At 66.5% G+C, this 18,478-nt stretch carries 18 protein-coding genes; 11 read left to right on the plus strand and 7 right to left on the minus strand.

What is annotated here, in order from left to right:
• Positions 1–3: 3 nt before the first annotated feature.
• From dnaN to mutM, 5 genes are all read right to left on the minus strand, one after another.
• Positions 4–1,122 (minus strand): DNA polymerase III subunit beta, encoded by a 1,119-nt coding sequence (dnaN, locus tag BW949_RS12080; protein ID WP_076366430.1) that lies wholly within the window; start codon positions 1,120–1,122, stop codon positions 4–6.
• A gap of 102 nt (positions 1,123–1,224) precedes the next feature.
• Positions 1,225–2,655 carry a chromosomal replication initiator protein DnaA gene (gene dnaA / locus BW949_RS12085; RefSeq protein WP_076366432.1) on the minus strand — a complete coding sequence of 477 codons (1,431 nt, stop codon included), beginning with the start codon at positions 2,653–2,655 and terminating at the stop codon, positions 1,225–1,227.
• Positions 2,656–3,069: 414 nt separating this feature from the next.
• On the minus strand, positions 3,070–3,336 hold the full coding sequence (gene rpsT / locus BW949_RS12090) for a 30S ribosomal protein S20 (RefSeq protein WP_076366434.1): 267 nt from the start codon (positions 3,334–3,336) through the stop codon (positions 3,070–3,072).
• 116 nt (positions 3,337–3,452) lie between these two features.
• Positions 3,453–4,229 carry an enoyl-CoA hydratase gene (locus BW949_RS12095; protein WP_076366436.1) on the minus strand — a complete coding sequence of 259 codons (777 nt, stop codon included), beginning with the start codon at positions 4,227–4,229 and terminating at the stop codon, positions 3,453–3,455.
• Between the two features lie 71 nt (positions 4,230–4,300).
• The gene (gene mutM / locus BW949_RS12100; RefSeq protein WP_076366438.1) at positions 4,301–5,164 is read right to left on the minus strand and encodes a bifunctional DNA-formamidopyrimidine glycosylase/DNA-(apurinic or apyrimidinic site) lyase; all 864 of its coding nucleotides are present in this window, start codon (positions 5,162–5,164) and stop codon (positions 4,301–4,303) included.
• A 96-nt stretch (positions 5,165–5,260) separates the two neighbouring features.
• Between mutM and ubiE the strand changes: the two genes are divergently transcribed.
• Both ubiE and ubiB read left to right on the plus strand, forming a co-directional pair.
• A complete protein-coding gene (gene ubiE / locus BW949_RS12105; RefSeq protein WP_076366440.1) occupies positions 5,261–6,025 on the plus strand; it encodes a bifunctional demethylmenaquinone methyltransferase/2-methoxy-6-polyprenyl-1,4-benzoquinol methylase UbiE in 765 nt (254 codons plus the stop codon).
• A 1-nt stretch (position 6,026) separates the two neighbouring features.
• Entirely contained in the window at positions 6,027–7,556 is a 1,530-nt protein-coding gene (gene ubiB, locus BW949_RS12110; protein WP_076366442.1) for a 2-polyprenylphenol 6-hydroxylase, read from the plus strand.
• Positions 7,557–7,590: 34 nt separating this feature from the next.
• Here the strand turns inward: ubiB and BW949_RS12115 are convergent, their stop codons facing one another.
• Entirely contained in the window at positions 7,591–8,028 is a 438-nt protein-coding gene (locus tag BW949_RS12115) for a DUF2177 family protein (protein ID WP_235816296.1), read from the minus strand.
• A gap of 75 nt (positions 8,029–8,103) precedes the next feature.
• Positions 8,104–8,865, minus strand: coding sequence for a DeoR/GlpR family DNA-binding transcription regulator (locus tag BW949_RS12120; RefSeq protein WP_076366444.1), 762 nt, complete (start codon positions 8,863–8,865; stop codon positions 8,104–8,106).
• Positions 8,866–9,092: 227 nt separating this feature from the next.
• Between BW949_RS12120 and glpD the strand changes: the two genes are divergently transcribed.
• From glpD to glpK, 9 genes are all read left to right on the plus strand, one after another.
• Complete coding sequence (gene glpD / locus BW949_RS12125; RefSeq protein WP_076366446.1) at positions 9,093–10,685, plus strand: glycerol-3-phosphate dehydrogenase; 1,593 nt, start codon at positions 9,093–9,095, stop codon at positions 10,683–10,685.
• 20 nt (positions 10,686–10,705) lie between these two features.
• A complete protein-coding gene (locus BW949_RS12130; protein ID WP_076366448.1) occupies positions 10,706–11,794 on the plus strand; it encodes an ABC transporter ATP-binding protein in 1,089 nt (362 codons plus the stop codon).
• Between the two features lie 19 nt (positions 11,795–11,813).
• Positions 11,814–12,890: an ABC transporter ATP-binding protein gene (locus tag BW949_RS12135; protein ID WP_076366450.1), complete on the plus strand. Its 1,077-nt coding sequence runs from the start codon at positions 11,814–11,816 to the stop codon at positions 12,888–12,890.
• Positions 12,890–13,759, plus strand: coding sequence for a carbohydrate ABC transporter permease (locus BW949_RS12140; protein ID WP_407947264.1), 870 nt, complete (start codon positions 12,890–12,892; stop codon positions 13,757–13,759). The genes BW949_RS12135 and BW949_RS12140 overlap by 1 nt, the downstream gene beginning before the upstream one ends.
• Position 13,760: 1 nt before the next feature.
• A complete protein-coding gene (locus tag BW949_RS12145) occupies positions 13,761–14,564 on the plus strand; it encodes a carbohydrate ABC transporter permease (protein WP_076366452.1) in 804 nt (267 codons plus the stop codon).
• The gene (locus tag BW949_RS12150) at positions 14,564–14,794 is read left to right on the plus strand and encodes a DUF1413 domain-containing protein (protein ID WP_076366454.1); all 231 of its coding nucleotides are present in this window, start codon (positions 14,564–14,566) and stop codon (positions 14,792–14,794) included. Before BW949_RS12145 ends, BW949_RS12150 begins: the two co-directional genes overlap by 1 nt.
• The gene (locus BW949_RS12155; RefSeq protein ID WP_076366456.1) at positions 14,794–15,066 is read left to right on the plus strand and encodes a DUF2160 domain-containing protein; all 273 of its coding nucleotides are present in this window, start codon (positions 14,794–14,796) and stop codon (positions 15,064–15,066) included. Before BW949_RS12150 ends, BW949_RS12155 begins: the two co-directional genes overlap by 1 nt.
• Before the next feature lie 44 nt (positions 15,067–15,110).
• Positions 15,111–16,823, plus strand: a complete 1,713-nt coding sequence (locus BW949_RS12160) for an ABC transporter substrate-binding protein (protein ID WP_076366458.1) — start codon at positions 15,111–15,113, stop codon at positions 16,821–16,823.
• 155 nt (positions 16,824–16,978) lie between these two features.
• Positions 16,979–18,463, plus strand: a complete 1,485-nt coding sequence (gene glpK, locus BW949_RS12165; protein ID WP_076366460.1) for a glycerol kinase GlpK — start codon at positions 16,979–16,981, stop codon at positions 18,461–18,463.
• The last annotated feature ends 15 nt before the right edge of the window (positions 18,464–18,478 follow it).

An 18,478-nucleotide genomic window follows, 5' to 3' on the forward strand; every position in this document is an offset into this window, starting at 1 on the left:
CGATCAGACCCGCATCGGCATGACGACATAGACCGCCGAGGTGTCATTGCCCTCGCGCATCAGGGTCGGGTCGCCCGAGGAATTGAACAGGAAGACGGCGTTCTCGCGGTCGACCTGGCTGGCGATTTCCAGCAGATACTTGGCGTTGAAGCCGATCTCGAGCCGTTCATCGCCATAGGCCACGGCCAGCTCTTCCTCGGCGGCGCCGGCATCGGGGGCGTTGACCGACAGGACCAGCCGGTCCTCGTCAAGCGACAGCTTGACCGCACGCGCGCGTTCCGAGGACACCGTCGCCACCCGGTCCACCGCCTTGGCGAATTCGGCCGCGTCCACCTCGAGTCGGCGGGAATTGCCCATCGGGATGACGCGGGCGTAATCGGGGAAGGTGCCGTCGATGACCTTGGAGGTCAGCGTGATATGCGGCGTGGCGAAGCGGATCTTGGTTTCCGAGACCGAGACGGCGATCTGCGCCTCGTCGTCGTCGAGAAGCTTGCGCAATTCGCCCACGGTCTTGCGCGGCACGATCACGCCGGGCATGTCCTCGGCGCCGGCCGGCAGCGGCGCGTCGATCCGCGCCAGGCGGTGGCCGTCGGTGGCCACGCAGCGCAGAACCGGGCCGTCCTCGCCGGTGGCGACATGCATGAAGACGCCGTTCAGGTAATAGCGCGTCTCCTCGGTCGAGATGGCGAATTTCGATTTCTCGAACAGACGCTTGAGCGTGCCGGCATTGGCCGAGAAATTCGCCGTGTATTCCGACGAGGCCATGACCGGGAAATCCTCACGCGGGAGGGTGGCCAGGTTGAAATGCGACCGACCCGCCTGCACCGTAAGCCGCCCCGCCACCGCGTCCGCGGTCAGCGACACCAGCGCCCCGTCGGGCAGCTTGCGCGCGATCTCGTGCAGCATCACCGCCGAAACCGTGGTGGCGCCGGCGCGTTCGACCTGGGCGGGCGCGCGCTCGACCACCTCGATATCAAGATCGGTGGCGCGGAAGGACACCGAATCCCCCTCGGCCTCGATCAGCACATTCGCCAGGATCGGAATCGTGTTACGCCGCTCGACGACCGATTGCGCCTGGGCCATTGCCTTGAGCAGAGCCGCGCGTTCGATGCTGATCTTCATCTCGTCCCCCCAGGATTACGGGAGGCGAAAGTTAGCAAGTTTCGCCCCGATCACAAGCGGTTTGGGTAATTGCGTGACAGGCTGTGGCCGCCCTGCGTCAGATCAGCTTTCGATCAGGCGCCGCAGCAGGGCCACGTCCTCGGCCAGTTGCCGGTCATCGGCCATCAACGACTCGATCTTGCGCACGCCATGCATGATCGTGGTGTGATCGCGCCCGCCGAAACGCCGCCCGATCTCGGGCAGGGACCGCGTGGTCATCTTCTTCGACAGATACATGGCGATCTGGCGCGGGCGGGCGTAGTTGCGCAGCCGCTTGGGCCCGATCATGTCCGACAGGCGGATGTTGAAATGCTCGGCCACCTTGCGCTGGATCTCGTCGATCGAGACCTTGCGTTCGCTGTCGCGCAGGATGTCGGTCAGGCATTCCTGCGCCAGATCGAGCGAGATCTCGCGGCCGACCAGGCTGGCAAAGGCGAAAAGCCGCATCAACGCGCCTTCCAGAACGCGCACGTTGGTGGCGATGCGGTGGGCCAGGAATTCGATCACCGAATGCTCGATGCTGACGCCCGGATACTGACTGCGGTAGAGGTCGATCTTGGTTTGCAAGATGCCCAGGCGCAGCTCGTAATCGGTGGGATGCAGATCGACGACCAACCCGCATTGCAGGCGCGACTTGATCCGTTCCTCAAGATCCTTGATCTCGCCCGGCGCGCGGTCGGCCGAAATGACGATCTGCTTGCGCTGATCAACCAGCGCGTTGAACGTGTGGAAGAATTCTTCCTGCGTGCTGTCCTTGCCGGCGATGAATTGCACGTCATCGACCATCAGCACGTCGACCGAGCGGAACAGCCCCTTGAAGTCCATGATCTGGCGTTCGCGCAGCGCGTTGATGAAGCGATACATGAACTGCTCGGCCGACAGATAGAGCACGCGCGCCTGCGGCTGCTGGACGCGCAGCTCATGGGCGATGGCGTGCATCAGGTGGGTCTTGCCCAGGCCCACACCGCCATAGAGAAACAGCGGGTTGAAGGTGACCGGGCCGCCCTCGGCGACGCGGCGCGCGGCGGCATGGGCCAGTTCGTTGGGCTTGCCGACCACGAAATTCGAGAAGGTGAAGCGGGAATCGAGCGGGGCCGAGCGCAGATCGTCGGTCTCGGGGTTGCGCGCCGTGGCGGGCACGGATTGAGCTTCAGGGGCGGCCTGGGTTTCGGGGGCGGGCGCATCGCCCGCAGTGGCCATCGCCGCAGCCGGAACCGCCGCCGAAGTCACAGCCGACACGCTGACAGGCCGCACCGGCGCGACCACGAATTCCACGCGCTCGACCTCGGCCCCGGCCGCACGCAATTCGGTCAGCAGCTTTTCGGCATAATTGCGCGCCACCCAGTCGCGCATGAACTTGGTCGGTGCCTCGATCCGCGCCGTCGAGGAGGTCAGGTCCGCAAGACGCAGCGGTTCGATCCAGCTGGCAAAGGCATTCCGTCCAACCCGAACTACAAAAACGTCGCAGACCTTACCCCAGATTTCGTCTCTCATCGCTGTGCCCGATTCTTAAATTTCTTGAAGCGCCCCAAGAATGGGGTCTTGGCAAGTTTCGGCCGGGCACGACGCATACCTCCCGTCACGTCAATAGCGACGGCAAGCCCGGCTTCAGCCGGTCAGCGCAAACGTTCTGTCGTCGTATGATGATCCCTCTTGGCAGTGAGGTATCCCCGCGAAAGGCAGCTTCGCGGCATACGAACTGGATTGTCCCCCAGGCGAGTGACTCGCAGGGAGCAAATTACCAAGCCGCCCACAGCGCGCGCAACCAAACATAGAGCTTGACGCTTCCTTTGCGTGAGCGAATCTGCGCGACGTGAGAGCACGCCCTCAAGCTTCTGAAAAGACAGAAAGAAATGCAAAAAGGCGCGCCAACGGCACGCCTTTTTCAAATTCGCCATGAACGGCGTGTCAGGCCGAGATCGCCTTCACGCGGGCGGCCAGACGCGAGATCTTGCGCGAGGCGGTGTTCTTGTGCAGCACACCTTTCGTCACGCCGCGGGCCAGCTCCGGCTGCGCGGCACGCAGGGCGGCCAGCGCGGCTTCGGCGCTACCCGAAGCGATGGCTTCCTCGACCTTGCGCACGAAGGTGCGGATGCGCGAACGACGCGCCTTGTTCACATCATTGCGGCGCTCGTTCTGGCGTGCGCGCTTCTTGGACTGGGGCGTGTTAGCCATTTCGCGATTCCGATTTTCGGGACTGGATATAATCTGAGGACGCGCTTCTAGAAGCACATCGGCACGAAGTCAACATGCTACATGCAGCGCGCGGTGTCTTTCCCCCGCGACCGGGCTCAACGGTCGCGGAACTGGGGCTGGCGTTTCTCGAGGAAGGCGGTCATCCCCTCCTTCTGATCTTCGGTCGCAAAGAGCGCGTGGAAGACGCGCCGTTCGAACAGCAGACCCTCGCGCAACGTCGTCTCGTACGAGCGGTTGACGCATTCCTTGACCACCTTGACCGTCAGCGCCGATTTCTCGGCGATCTTGCGCGCGGCCGACAGCGCCTCGGGCACCAGCTTGGCCACCGGCACGACCCGGCTGACCAGGCCCGAGCGCTCGGCCTCGGCCGCGTCCATGAAGCGGCCCGTCAGGTGCATGTCCATGGATTTCGACTTGCCCACGAAGCGCGTCAGACGCTGGGTGCCGCCGATGCCGGCGACCACGCCCAGGTTGATCTCGGGCTGGCCGAACTTGGCGTTGTCGGCGCAGATGATGAAGTCGCAGATCATCGCCAGCTCGCAGCCGCCGCCCAGCGCATAGCCGGCAACGGCCGCGATGATCGGCTTGCGCACGCGCAGCATGGCTTCGGTTTCGGGGGTGAAGAAATCCTCGCCGAACATGTCGACGAAGCCCTTTTCCGACATCTCCTTGATGTCGGCGCCGGCGGCAAAGGCCTTCTCCGAGCCGGTCAGCACGATGCAGCGCACCGCGTCATTGGCATCGGCTGCGGTCAGCGCTTCGGCCAGCTCACCCAGCAGTTTGGAATTCAATGCGTTGAGCGCCTCGGGGCGGTTCAGCCGGATCAGCGCGACTTCGTCCTCGATCTCGACGATCAGCGTTTCATAGGCCATGGGGGCGCCTCCCTTGCGTCTGGGCCTTGTCCTCGGGGCCGAGTCCTAGCAGGCCCGGCCGCTTTGGCAAGTCATCTCTGGCAGGCCGGGCAGAAGAAGCTGGACCGGCCCGATTGGATGACGCGACGTATCGTTCCAGGGCAGCCGTCGCGCAGACAGGGTGCGCCCTCGCGGCCATAGACCCGGAAATCATGCTGGAAATAGCCCAGCTCGCCGTCGGGGCGACGGTGATCGCGCAGACTTGAGCCCCCCGCCGCGATGGCGCGCAAGAGGGTGGCGCGGATGGCCGTCACCAGATCCTCGAGCCGCGCGCGAGCGATCCGGCCCGCCGCCCGGCGCGGGTCGATCCCGGCCTGATGCAGCGCCTCGGCGACATAGATATTGCCCAGCCCCGCCACGATCCGCTGATCCAGAAGCGCGGCCTTGATCGGCGTCTTGCGCCCCGCCAGCAGCGCCGCCAGATAGGCCGCGTCAAAGCCGTTGCCCAGGGGTTCGGGGCCCAGCCCCGCTAGCAGGGGATGGCCCTCGGCCGCATCGGTCGCCACCAGATCCATCGCCCCGAAACGGCGCGGATCGTTGAAGGTGACGACCGCCCCCGCCGCCGTGGTCAGGATCACATGATCGTGCTTGCCCGGCGCCGCCTGCGGGTGGTGAAAGACGCCCGGCATGGTCGCGCCCTCGGGCAGGGAAATCAGCATCCGCCCCGACATGCCCAGATGGATCAGCAACGTCTCGGCCCGGTCCAGATCGGCCAGGATGTATTTCGACCGCCGCCGCAGCCCAAGAATCCTTGCCCCCGTCAGCCGCGCCGCCATGTCGGGCGGGAAGGGCCAGCGCAGGTCCGGCCGGCGCAGCTCGGCCCGCTGGATCACGGCGCCGTCCAGCACCGGCTCCAGACCCCGGCGCACGGTTTCCACCTCGGGCAGTTCGGGCATGGCTCCTCCGCAGGGAATGGGGCGCGGCAAGCCTGTCATTGTGTTGCCCCGCAAGAGCCGTATAAGAGGGGGGTCCAACAGGAAACGGCAAGACCCATGAACGCACAAACCCAGTCCGGCACCGAGAACACCACCCATTTCGGCTTTCAGACCGTTGCCGAGGGCGAGAAGGCGGGCCTGGTCCACGGCGTGTTCTCGCGCGTGGCGTCGAAATACGACCTGATGAACGACCTGATGAGCGCCGGCATCCACCGTCTGTGGAAGGACGCGATGATGGACTGGCTGGCCCCGCGTCCCGGTCAGCGGCTTCTGGACGTGGCCGGCGGCACGGGCGACATCTCGTTCCGCTTCCTGCGCCGCGCGCCCGGCGCCAGCGCCACGGTCTGCGACATGACCGAAAGCATGCTGATCGAGGGCCAGAAACGCGCCGAGGCCGAAAGCTTTGCCGATGCGCTCGACTGGGTGGTGGGCGATGCGATGAACCTGCCCTTCGAGAGCAATTCCTTCGACGTCTACACCATCTCCTTTGGCATCCGGAACGTGACGCGCGTCCAGGACGCCCTGTCCGAGGCCTATCGCGTCCTGAAACCCGGCGGCCGCCTGATGGTGCTGGAATTCAGCCAGATCCCCAACGATCTGATGCAGAAGGCCTATGACCTCTATTCGTTCAACGTCATCCCGCTGATGGGCGAAGTGGTGACGGGCGACCGCGACAGCTATCAATATCTGGTCGAATCGATCCGCAAGTTCCCCGACCAGAACACCTTTGCCTCGATGATCCGCACCGCCGGCTTCGAGCAGGTGAAATACCGCAACCTCTCGATGGGCATTGCCGCGCTGCATTCGGGCTGGAAGATCTGACATGCGCGGCCCGCACAACGTCTGGCGGCTGATCCGCACAGGCGCGACGTTCGAACGCACCGGCGCCATGAAGGTGGCGCTCGAGGCGATGGAAGCGCCCGCACGCCTGCGGCTGGCCGCGCGCGTCGTCGGCTGGCCCTTCCGCTGGCTGGGCATCCGCGGCGACGAGAACCTGCCGCCCGTGACCCGCGCCATCACCGCGCTGGGCCCGGCCTACATCAAGTTCGGCCAGATCATGTCCACCCGTCCCGATGTGGTCGGCGTGGAGCTGGCCGACCAGCTGCGCGTTCTCCAGGACAAGCTTCCGCCCTTCAGCGTGGCCGAGGCCAAGACCCAGATCCTCGAGGAGATCGGCGTTCCGGTCGAGGTCGCCTTCTCGGAATTCTCCGAACCGATCGCGGCCGCCTCGATCGCGCAGGTCCACCGCGCCCGGCGCGCCGACACCGGCGAGGAAGTCGCCGTCAAGGTGCTGCGTCCGGGGGTGGAACGCGCCTTCCGCCGCGATCTGGATGCGTTCAACTTCCTGGCCAACCTGATCGAATTCTTCCTGCCCGGCTCGCGGCGGCTGCGCCCGACCGAGGTCGTGTCGCATTTCGCCAGCGTGGTCGAGGGCGAACTGGACCTGCGCATCGAAGCCGCCGCCGCGCTGGAATTCGCCGCCAACACCGCCCGCGACAAGGGCTTTGACGTGCCGCGCCCGCATCTGGACCTGTCGGCCAAGCGGGTGATGACCATGACCTGGGTCACCGGCGCGCCCCTGGGCGACGTGCCCGCGCTGGTGGCGGCGGGCCATGACCCGCACGAGCTGGGCGAGCGCGTGCTGTCGCTGTTCCTCAGCCATGCGCTGCGCGACGGCTATTTCCATGCCGACATGCACCAGGGCAACATGAAGGTGGCCCCGAACGGCGACATCGTCGCCTATGATTTCGGGATCATGGGGCAGATCGACGAATACACCCGCCGCGTCTACGCCGAGATCCTGATGGGCTTCATCCGGCGCGATTATCGCCGCGTCGCCGAGGTGCATTTCGAGGCAGGCTATGTGCCGCGCGACCGCAGCGTGGAGGATTTCGCCCGCGCCCTGCGTTCGGTCGGCGAGCCCATCTTCGGCATGCAGGCCGAGCAGATCTCGATGGCGCGGCTCCTGGCCTATCTCTTCGAGGTGACCGAGCGCTTCGGCATGGCCACCCGCACCGAGCTGATCTTGCTGCAACGCACGATGGTCGTGGTCGAAGGCGTGGCGCGCTCGCTCAATTCCTCGGTCAACATGTGGGACATCGCCAAGCCCGTGGTCGAGGATTACATCCGCGAGAACCTCGGGCCCAAGGCCGTGGCCCGCGACATGGCCCGCACCGCGCGCGTCTTCGGGCGCTATGGCTCGCGCATGCCCGAGATCGTCGAGACCCTGCTCGAACGTCAGCTGGAACAGCCCGAACCGCCGCCGCCGCCCTCGAAGCTGCGCGACGTCGGGCTGGTGGCCACGGGGGGCGGTCTCGTGGCGCTGGGGGTTCTTCTGGCGGGGCTGCTCTAGGGCAGCCCCTTCCCGTTTCGGGCCCGTTTCGGGCTCAGGCGGTTTCGGATTTCGCCCCGGGGCGCAGGATCCGCTGCGTCAGCGTCACCCCCGCCCAGGCCGAAAAGCCGGTCAGCACCGCGCCCCAGGGCACGTCGCTCAGCACCATTTCCAGCGCCCAGGCCTCCATGATGGCGTAATTGGTGAATTCATAGGTGCCATAGGCGATGGCGCCCAGAAGCCCCCCGCGCCACAGCGCCGAAAAGGCGCTGCCCGCGCGATAGGCCGGCCAGCCCACCAGAAGCACCACCCCCACCGGATAGCCCAGATAGAAGATCGCCGCCGGACCCAGACGGATCTCGTCCAGCATCAGATCCCCGATATGGCGTTCGAACATCGGCGCCATGTAGCTGGCCAGCATGACCGCATCTATCCCCAGAAGGATGACCATGGTCACGACCAGAAGCACGACAAAGGACAGAACCGCGCGCATCGCTTTCTCCCTGTTGGTTGCGTTTCCCTCATATTAGGGCGCGCGGGCCATTCGCACAGGACGGCGCGGGCCCGCTCAGGTGCAGATCTCGACGCGGGTGCCCCATTGCGTGCAGCGCGCGGCCAGATCGCCCGGCAAGGCGCGGTCGGTGAAGAAGGTGTCGATGGCCGACAGGGGCGCGATCCGGGCGGGGGCGGTGCGCTGGAACTTGGACTGGTCGGCCACCAGAAAGGCGCGGCGCGCCTGGCGCAGGATCGTCTGGCTGACGCCGACCTCCTGGATGTCGAAATCCAGCAGGTCGCCGTCCGCATCCAGCGCCGAACAGCCGATCACCGCGAAATCCACCTTGAACTGTTCGATCATGCGCTGGGTGACGCCGCCGACCAGCCCCCCGTCCGAGCGCCGCAGCACGCCCCCCGCCACGATCACCTGACAGCTTTCGCTGGCCACCAGGATATTGGCCACGTTCATGTTGTTGGTCACCACCATCAGGTTGCGATGCCCCAGAAGCGCGCGCGCCACCGCCTCGGTCGAGGTGCCGATATTGAGAAACACCGACGCCTCGTCGGGGATCGCGGCCGCGCAACGTTCGGCGATGGCGGCCTTGGCGGCGGCGTTCAGGTCGCGCCGCGCCTCATAGCCGATGTTCGTCACCCCCGACGGCAGGATCGCCCCGCCATGCACGCGCTCGAGCCGGCCGGCCTCGGCCAGCTCGCTCAGATCGCGGCGGATCGTCTGATGCGTCACCCCGAAATGCTCGGCCAGCCCCTCGACGGTCACGCGCCCCTCGCGGCGGGCAATCTCGAGGATCTCGGGATGGCGGAAGGTCTGCGACATGAGCACGCCCCGTTCGGTTTCCCAAGGCTTGGCCGTTCAGGGCCGGCTTGGCAAGCGCCGGCGCCGGAAATGCTGCGAATGCGAACACAAACGCGCATTATTCTGCGCCGCAGAGAGCAATATCGCGCGCCAGATACCGCGCAAGCGAACACAAACGAACATTCTCTTTGACAGAATGTCGCGGATGCGGTTTGGTCACGGCACAGGAGCACAACCCGGAGAGCCTCGTGACGGCCCCTCAGGAGACCCAGATCACCGACCTTTTCGTCATCGGCGGCGGCATCAACGGCTGCGGCATCGCGCGCGATGCGGCCGGGCGCGGGCTCAGCGTGACCCTGGCCGAAAGGGGCGATCTGGCGCAGGCGACCTCCTCGGCCTCGACCAAGCTGTTTCACGGCGGGCTGCGCTATCTTGAATATTTCGAGTTCCGTCTGGTCCGCGAGGCCCTGATCGAGCGCGAAACCCTCCTGCGCGCCATGCCCCATATCTCGTGGCCGCTGCGCTTCGTTCTGCCCTGGCACGCCGACATGCGCTTTGAAAGCGACACGCCCACCTCGCGGCTTCTGTCGGGGCTGATGCCCTGGATGCGCGGGCGGCGACCGGCGTGGCTTCTGCGTCTGGGGCTGCATCTCTATGACCATCTGGGCGGGCGGCAGATCCTGCCGGCGGCGCGCCGTCTGGATCTGCGCCGCGACCCGGCCGGGGCGCCGCTTCAGGACCGCTTCGTGCAGGCCTTCGAATATTCCGATTGCTGGATCGACGATTCGCGGCTGGTCGTGCTGAACGCGCGCGATGCCGCCGCCCGAGGCGCCGAGATCCTGACGCGCGCCCGCGTGAGGGGCGCGCGCGTCGAGAACGGGCTGTGGGTGGTGACGCTGGAAACCGCGCAGGGCCGGACCGAGGAGCGGCGCGCGCGGGCGCTGGTCAATGCCGCCGGCCCCTGGGTCGGCGCGGTGCTGGGCCTTCTGCCCGGCGCCGATCACAGCGCCGGCGTCCGGCTGGTGCGCGGCAGCCATATCGTGACGCGGCGCCTTTTCGATCACGACCGGGCCTATTTCTTCCAGGGCCGCGACGGGCGCATCATCTTCGCCATCCCCTATGAAAACGACTTCACCCTGATCGGCACCACCGATGCCGAGCACGACCGCCCCGACCACCGCCCCGAATGCACGCCCGCGGAACGGCGCTATCTGATCGACTTCGCCAACCAGTATTTGCGCACGCCGGTATCCGAAGACGACATCGTCTGGACCTATTCCGGGGTGCGCCCGCTCTATGATGACGGCGCCAAGTCGGCCACCGCGGCCACGCGCGATTACGTCTTGCGGCTGGACACGGCCCCCGGCGCGCCGCTTCTCAATGTCTTCGGCGGCAAGATCACCACCTATCGCCGGCTGGCCGAATCCGCGCTGGAGAAGCTGCGCCCGCTTGTCGGCGGATCGGGCCGCTGGACCGCGCGGGTGGCGCTGCCGGGGGGCGATTTCCCGGTCAACGGGGCCGCACGGCTGACCGAAGATCTGCGCGCGCGCTACCCGTTCCTGACCGACGCCTGGGCCAGGCGGCTGGTGCGTGCCTATGGCACCGATGCCTTCAAGATGCTGGGCACCGCGCGCTGCGCCGAGGATCTGGGTCAGGATTTCGGCGCGACATTGACCGCAGGCGAGTTAGACTGGCTGCGCTCAACCGAATTTGCCGTCACCGCCGAGGACGTGGTCTGGCGGCGCTCGAAACTGGGGTTGCGACTGACGAACGAGGAGGTCCGCGCGATCGACGCCTATCTGGCGCGACGTGCGGTGTCAGCCGCTTCCGCCGCCGAATAGAGGAGGGAGAGGGGGAGGAGATGACGCTGGAATTGAGGGGGGTGACCAAATCGGTCGCCGGGATGGCGCATATCCATCCCACCGATCTGCGCCTGGAACGCGGCACGATGAACGTGCTTCTGGGGCCGACCGGGTCGGGCAAGACCTCGCTGATGCGGCTGATGGCAGGGCTGGATCGGCCCGGCGCCGGGCGCATCCTGTGGGACGGCGCCGATGTCACCGGGATGCGGGTGCAGGACCGCGGCGTGGCGATGGTCTATCAGCAGTTCATCAACTACCCCTCGATGAGCGTCTTCGACAACATCGCCTCGCCGCTGCGGCTGATGGGCAAGAGCCAGGCCGAGATCGCGCGCGCCGTGGCCGAAACCGCCGAGATGCTGCGGCTGACGCCGATGCTGGGGCGCAAGCCGCTCGAGCTGTCGGGCGGCCAGCAGCAACGCTGCGCGCTGGCCCGTGCGCTGGTCAAGGGCGCGGGGCTGGTCCTTCTGGACGAGCCGCTGGCCAATCTGGACTACAAGCTGCGCGAGGAATTGCGCGCCGAGATCCCGCGCATCTTCGCCGCCTCGGGCTCGATCTTCGTCTATGCCACGACCGAACCCGAGGAGGCGCTTCTGCTGGGCGGCAACACGGCAACCCTGTGGGAGGGCCGCGTGACCCAGTTCGGCCCCACCCCGCAGGTCTATCGCCAGCCGGTCGATGCCACCACCGCGCGCGTCTTCTCGGACCCGCCGATGAATTTCCTGTCCATCGCCAAGCTGGGCGGCCGGCTGGTCTTCGGCGACGGGCAGGCCGTGCCCGCCCGCGGCGCGCTGGCCGATCTGGCGGACGGGCGCTATCTGGCGGGCTTTCGGCCCAACCACCTGGAGATCGGGCGCCATTCCGGCGATGCGATGGAATTCACCGCGCGGCTGGGCGAATTCGAGCTGACCGGATCGGAAACCTTCATCCATCTCGACCATCACGGCGCGCGCTGGGTGGGGCTGATCCACGGCGTCCATCCGCTGACGCCGGGCCAGCCGATCCGCGTCTATCTCGACCCCGCGCATGTCTATGTCTTCGCACCCGACGGCCGGCTGGTCGCGCCCGCGCCCTATGCGCTGGCCGCCTGAGGCAAGGAAAGGCACCCCGATGGCACGCATCACCCTTCAGAACCTGGCCCATTCCTATCTGCGCAGCCCCCGCGACCCCGCCGACTGGGCGCTCAAGGAGATGACCCACACCTGGACCGACGGCGAGGCCTATGCCCTGCTGGGCGCCTCGGGCTGCGGGAAATCGACCCTGCTCAACATCATCTCGGGGCTGTTGCAGCCCAGCCAGGGGCGGATCTTCTTCGATGACCGCGACGTGACCGATGCCCCTACAGCCGAACGCAACATCGCCCAGGTGTTCCAGTTCCCCGTCGTCTACGACACGATGACGGTGCACGACAATCTGGCCTTCCCGCTCAAGAACCGCGGGCGCAGCGCCGCGCAGATCGCGGCGCGGGTGCAGAAGGTGGCGCAGATGATCGGCCTCGAGGACATGCTCCAGCGCAAGGCGCGCGGGCTGGGCGCAGACATGAAGCAGAAGATCAGCCTCGGCCGCGGCATGGTCCGCGAGGACGTGAACGCGCTTCTCTTCGACGAGCCGCTGACCGTGATCGACCCGCACATGAAATGGGAATTGCGCACCCAGCTGAAGGGTCTGCACCGCGAATTCGGCCACACGATGATCTATGTCACCCATGACCAGACCGAGGCGCTGACCTTCGCCGACAAGGTGGTGGTCATGCATGACGGCCGCGTCGTCCAGATCGGCACGCCGCAGGATCTGTTCGAACGCCCCGCGCATACCTTCGTGGGCTATTTCATCGGCTCGCCCGGCATGAACCTGATGCCCGCCCGCATCGAGGGCGACCGCGCCATCGTCGATGGCGTCGCGCTGCCGCTGGGGGCGCGTTACGGCGCGGTGTCGGGCCGCGTCGAGATCGGCATCCGCCCCGAATTCGCCACCCTGACCGACGCCGACGGCCTGCCCGTCCGCATCCGCCGCATCGAGGATGTGGGCCGTCACCGCATCCTGCGCGCGGAATGTTTCGGCCGCGAGATCAACATCATCCAGCGCGAGGGGGAGAGCATCCCCGCCGAAGGCCCCCGCGTGGCCTTCGACCCCGCGCATGTCAACGTCTACGCCGACGACTGGCGCGTCGAGGGGGAGGCCGCCTGATGAAACCCGTCAACCACAAGGCCTGGTTCCTGGTCCTGCCGATGCTGGTGATCGTGGCCTTTTCCGCCGTGATCCCGCTGATGACCGTGGTCAATTACTCGGTGCAGGACACGTTCGGGAACAACGTCTTCTTCTGGGCCGGCCTCGAATGGTTCGAGGAAATGGTGAATTCCGAACGCCTGCATGCCGCGCTGGGCCGGCAGGTGCTGTTCTCGGCCATCATCCTGGCGATCGAGGTGCCGCTGGGCATCTATGTGGCGCTGAACATGCCGCGAAAGGGCTTCTGGGCCAGCTTCTGTCTGGTGCTGATGGCGCTGCCGCTTCTCATCCCGTTCAACGTGGTCGGCACGATCTGGCAGATCTTCGGGCGGGTGGACATCGGGCTTCTGGGCCACACGCTGGCGGCGCTGGGGATCGACTACAACTACACCCAGGACGTCTTCGCCGCCTGGGCCACGGTCATCGTGATGGATGTCTGGCACTGGACCTCGCTGGTGGCGCTGCTGGCCTATGCCGGGCTGCGCTCGATCCCCGACGCCTATTATCAGGCGGCGCGGATCGACCAGGCCAGCCGCTGGGCGGTGTTTCGCTACATCGAGCTTCCCAAGATGCAGGGCGTGCTGATGATCGCGGTGCTGCTGCGCTTCATGGACAGCTTCATGATCTACACCGAGCCCTTCGTGGTGACCGGGGGCGGGCCGGGCAATGCCACCACCTTCCTGTCGATCGACCTGGTGAAACTGGCGCTGGGGCAGTTCGACCTGGGCCCCGCGGCCGCCTTCTCGATCATGTATTTCCTGGTGATCTTGTTGATTTCGTGGGTGTTCTACACCGTGATGACCAATCTCGACCGCGAGGAGGGCCGCTGAGATGCGCATGAAGGGCGCGGGGCTGGTGATGGCCCTCTATCTGTTGTTCCTGATGGTGCCGATCTACTGGCTTTTGAACATGAGCCTGAAGACGAACACCGAGATCCTGTCCACCTTCTCGCTGTGGCCCCGGGATCTGACGCTGGCCAATTACGCCACCATCCTGACCGATCCGTCGTGGTACATGGGCTATGTCAACAGCCTGATCTACGTGGGCATGAACACGGTCATCTCGATCACCGTGGCGTTGCCGGCGGCCTATGCCTTCAGCCGCTATTCCTTCCTGGGCGACAAGCACCTGTTCTTCTGGCTGCTGACCAACCGCATGGCGCCGCCCGCGGTCTTTGCGCTGCCGTTCTTCCAGCTCTATTCGTCGGTCGGGCTGTTCGACACCCATATCGCGGTGGCGCTGGCGCATTGCCTGTTCAACGTGCCGCTGGCGGTCTGGATCCTCGAGGGCTTCATGCGGGGCGTCCCCCGCGAGATCGACGAGACCGCCTATATCGACGGCTATTCCTTCCCGCGCTTCTTCGTGAAGATCTTCATGCCGCTGATCGCGTCGGGCATCGGGGTCGCGGCCTTCTTCTGCTTCATGTTCTCCTGGGTCGAGCTGCTGCTGTCGCGCACGCTGACCTCGGTCAATGCCAAGCCCATCGCCGCCACGATGACCCGCACGGTCTCGGCCTCGGGGATGGATTGGGGCGTGCTGGCGGCGGCGGGGGTGCTGACCATCGTGCCCGGCGCGCTCGTGATCTGGTTCGTGCGCAACTACATTGCCAAGGGCTTTGCCCTGGGGAGGGTGTGATGCGCGCCGACCGCGAGGACATGATCCGCGACGCCCTTGCCGCCCTGCCCGAGGGGGAATTCCACCTGCCCGATGCGCTGGGGGCGGCCTGGGACACGCTGTGGATCGGCGAGAAGGTCGGCCTGGGCAACGACTTCCTGAAAGCCGTGCGCGCGGGCCGCTTCGCCGGGATCGAGGACACCGGCCGCAAGGACCACGGCCTGCATCTCTACGTCAAAAGGAGCACCTGATGGACTGGATGGCCTGGACCTGGCCCACGGCGCTGTTCTTCGCCACGATCGCCTGTCTTCTGGTGATCTTCACGCTGCTGGCCGCACGCTTCCCCGAGACGCCGCGCACCGGCGTGTTGCGCATCGAGACCACGCGCGGGGACCGGCTGTTCATCACGCTGCTCGGCTCGGCCTTCATCTGCCTGGGCTGGCTTGCGCTTTTCGGGGCGCCCCTGTGGGGCGGTCTCGTCACCTGTCTTGTCTGGGCCACGGCGGTGTTCCGCTGGGTCTAGGGAGGGAACCAAGAAACCAAGACGGCAAACTCTGGGAGGAGAACATGAGATTGCACCGCACGACGGCCATGGCGCTTGCGCTGCTGGCCACGACGCCCGCCTGGGCTGGCATGGAGGAGGCACGCCAGTTCCTGGATACCGAGATCGGCGACATGTCGGCGCTGAGCCGCGCCGAGCAGGAAGCCGAGATGCAATGGTTCATCGATGCCGCAGCCCCCTTTGCCGGCATGGAAATCAAGGTCGTCTCGGAAACCATCACCACGCATGAATACGAATCCAAGGTGCTGGCCCCGGCCTTCACCGCGATCACCGGCATCAAGATCACCCACGACCTGATCGGCGAGGGGGACGTGGTCGAGAAGCTTCAGACCCAGATGCAATCGGGCGAGAATATCTATGACGCCTACATCAACGACAGCGACCTGATCGGCACCCACTGGCGCTATCAGCAGGCGCGCAACCTGACCGACTGGATCGCCGGCGAGGGCGCCGATGTCACCAACCCCGGCCTGGACCTGGACGACTTCATCGGCACGTCCTTCACCACCGGGCCGGATGGCAAGCTCTACCAGTTGCCCGACCAGCAATTCGCCAACCTCTACTGGTTCCGCTACGACTGGTTCAGCGACCCCAGGACGCGCGCGGATTTCAAGGCGGCCTACGGCTATGACCTGGGCGTTCCGGTCAACTGGTCGGCCTATGAGGATATCGCCGAATTCTTCACCGGCCGCGACATGAGCTATCTGGGCGGGCCGACCGAAGTCTATGGCAACATGGATTACGGCAAGAAGGACCCCAGCCTTGGCTGGCGCTTCACCGATGCCTGGATGTCGATGGCCGGCATGGGCGACAAGGGCGAACCGAACGGCCTGCCGGTCGATGAATGGGGCATCCGCGTCAACGAGAAATCCCAGCCCGTGGGCTCGTGCGTCGATCGCGGCGGGGCGACCAACGGCCCGGCGGCGGTCTATGCCATCGAGAAATACATCAAGTGGCTCAAGGACTACACGCCCCCGGCCGCGGCGGGCATGACCTTCTCGGAGGCGGGGCCGGTGCCGGCGCAGGGCAACATCGCCCAGCAGATGTTCTGGTACACCGCCTTCACCGCCGACATGGTCAAGCCCGGCCTGCCGGTCATGAACGAGGACGGCACGCCGAAATGGCGGATGGCCCCCTCGCCGCATGGCGCCTATTGGGAAGACGGCATGAAGGTCGGCTATCAGGATGCGGGCTCGTGGACGCTGATGGGCTCGACCCCGGTCGATCGGGCCAAGGCCGCCTGGCTCTATGCGCAATTCGTGACCTCGAAGACGGTCGACGTGAAGAAATCCCACGTCGGGCTGACCTTCATCCGCGAAAGCAGCATCAACCACCCGTCCTTCACCGAACGCGCCCCGCAGCTGGGCGGTCTGGTGGAATTCTACCGTTCGCCGGCGCGGGTGCAGTGGTCGCCCACCGGGACCAACGTGCCCGACTATCCCAAGCTGGCGCAGCTGTGGTGGCAGAACATCGGCGATGCCTCCTCGGGCGCGAAATCCGCGCAAGAGGCGCTTGATGCGCTCTGCGCCCAGCAGGAGCGCGTTCTCGAGCGGCTGGAACGCGCGGGCGTTCAGGGCGATCTGGGGCCGCACATGAACGACCCGCAAGATCCGCAATACTGGCTCGACCAGCCCGGCGCGCCCAAGCCCAAGCTGGCCAACGAGAAACCCGATCCGATCACCGTGGATTATGACCAGCTGATCGCCTCCTGGCAGTGACCCTGGCCGCCGCGGGGGCCCTTGCCGGGCCTTCGCGGCGCCGCCCCCTGGGCGCGCCTCTCCCCCCTTGCCGGCGACGGGTGCGCCCGCCTACCCTTCCCCGACCCGACCTCCGCCATCCGGCCCCGACAGGACACGCCGTAAAGGAACGCCGCATGAGCTATATCCTTGCCATCGACCAGGGCACCACCTCCAGCCGCGCCATCCTGTTCGACGCCGAAATGCGCGTCGTTTCGGTGGCCCAGGAGGAATTCCCCCAGCATTTCCCGGATTCGGGCTGGGTCGAACATGACCCGGCCGATCTGTGGTCCACCACCGCCGCCACCTGCCGCGCCGCGATCGAACGCGCCGATCTGGGCCCTGAATCCATCGCCGCCATCGGCATCACCAACCAGCGCGAGACCACGCTTTTGTGGAACCGCGCGACCGGCCAGCCCCTGGGCCGCGCCATCGTCTGGCAGGACCGCCGCACCGCCCCCATCTGCGAGGCCCTGCGCGCCGAAGGCCACGAGGAAATGATCCGCACCCGCACCGGGCTGTTGCTCGACCCCTATTTCTCGGGGACCAAGCTCAAGTGGATGCTCGACACCCTGCCCGGCGCGCGCGCGGCCGCGCAGCGGGGCGAGCTGGCCTTCGGCACGGTGGATTGCTTCCTGATCTGGAAGCTGACCGGCGGGCGCGTCCATGCCACCGACGCCACCAATGCCGCGCGCACGATGCTGTTCAACATCCACACCGGCACCTGGGACGCCGAGGTCTGCGCGCTGCTCGATATCCCGATGGAGCTTCTGCCCGAGGTGCGGGATTCCGCCGGTGATTTCGGCACCACCCGCGCCGATCTCTTCGGCCGCGAGATCCCGATCCTGGGCGTGGCGGGCGACCAGCAGGCCGCCACCATCGGCCAGGCCTGCTTTACCCCCGGCATGGTCAAATCGACCTATGGCACGGGCTGTTTCGCGCTGCTGAACACCGGCGACCAGCCGGTGCTGTCGCAGAACCGGCTTCTGACCACCATCGCCTATCGGATCGACGGGCGCACGACCTATGCGCTGGAAGGCTCGATCTTCATCGCCGGCGCGGTGGTGCAATGGCTGCGCGACGGGCTGAAGATCATCCGCGAAGCGCGCGAGACGCAAAGCCTGGCCGAAACCGCCGATCCGGCGCAGGACGTGGTTCTGGTGCCGGCCTTCACCGGGCTGGGCGCGCCCTACTGGAACCCCGACTGCCGCGGCGCCATCTACGGGCTGACGCGCAATTCCGGCCCCGCCGAGCTGGCGCGCGCGGCGCTGGAAAGCGTGGGCTTCCAGACCCGCGACCTGATCGAGGCCATGCGCGCCGACTGGGCGGGCTTCGGCGAAGCGGTGCTGCGCGTCGATGGCGGCATGAGCGCCTCGGACTGGGCGATGCAATTCCTGGCCGACATTCTGGGCGCGCCGGTCGACCGCCCGCAGGTGCTGGAAACCACGGCGCTGGGCGCGGCATGGCTTGCCGGGATGCGCGCGGGCCTCTACCCTTCGATGGAGGATTTCGCGGCGTCCTGGGCGCGCGGGCACAGATTCGATCCCGCCATGCCCCCCGAGATCCGCGCCCGCCGCTATGCCCGCTGGCAGCGCGCGGTCACCGCCACGCTGGGGGTTTGACACCCGCCGCGGCGC

The organism is Phaeovulum vinaykumarii (assembly GCF_900156695.1).
In the GTDB taxonomy this organism is placed as follows: domain Bacteria; phylum Pseudomonadota; class Alphaproteobacteria; order Rhodobacterales; family Rhodobacteraceae; genus Bieblia_A; species Bieblia_A vinaykumarii.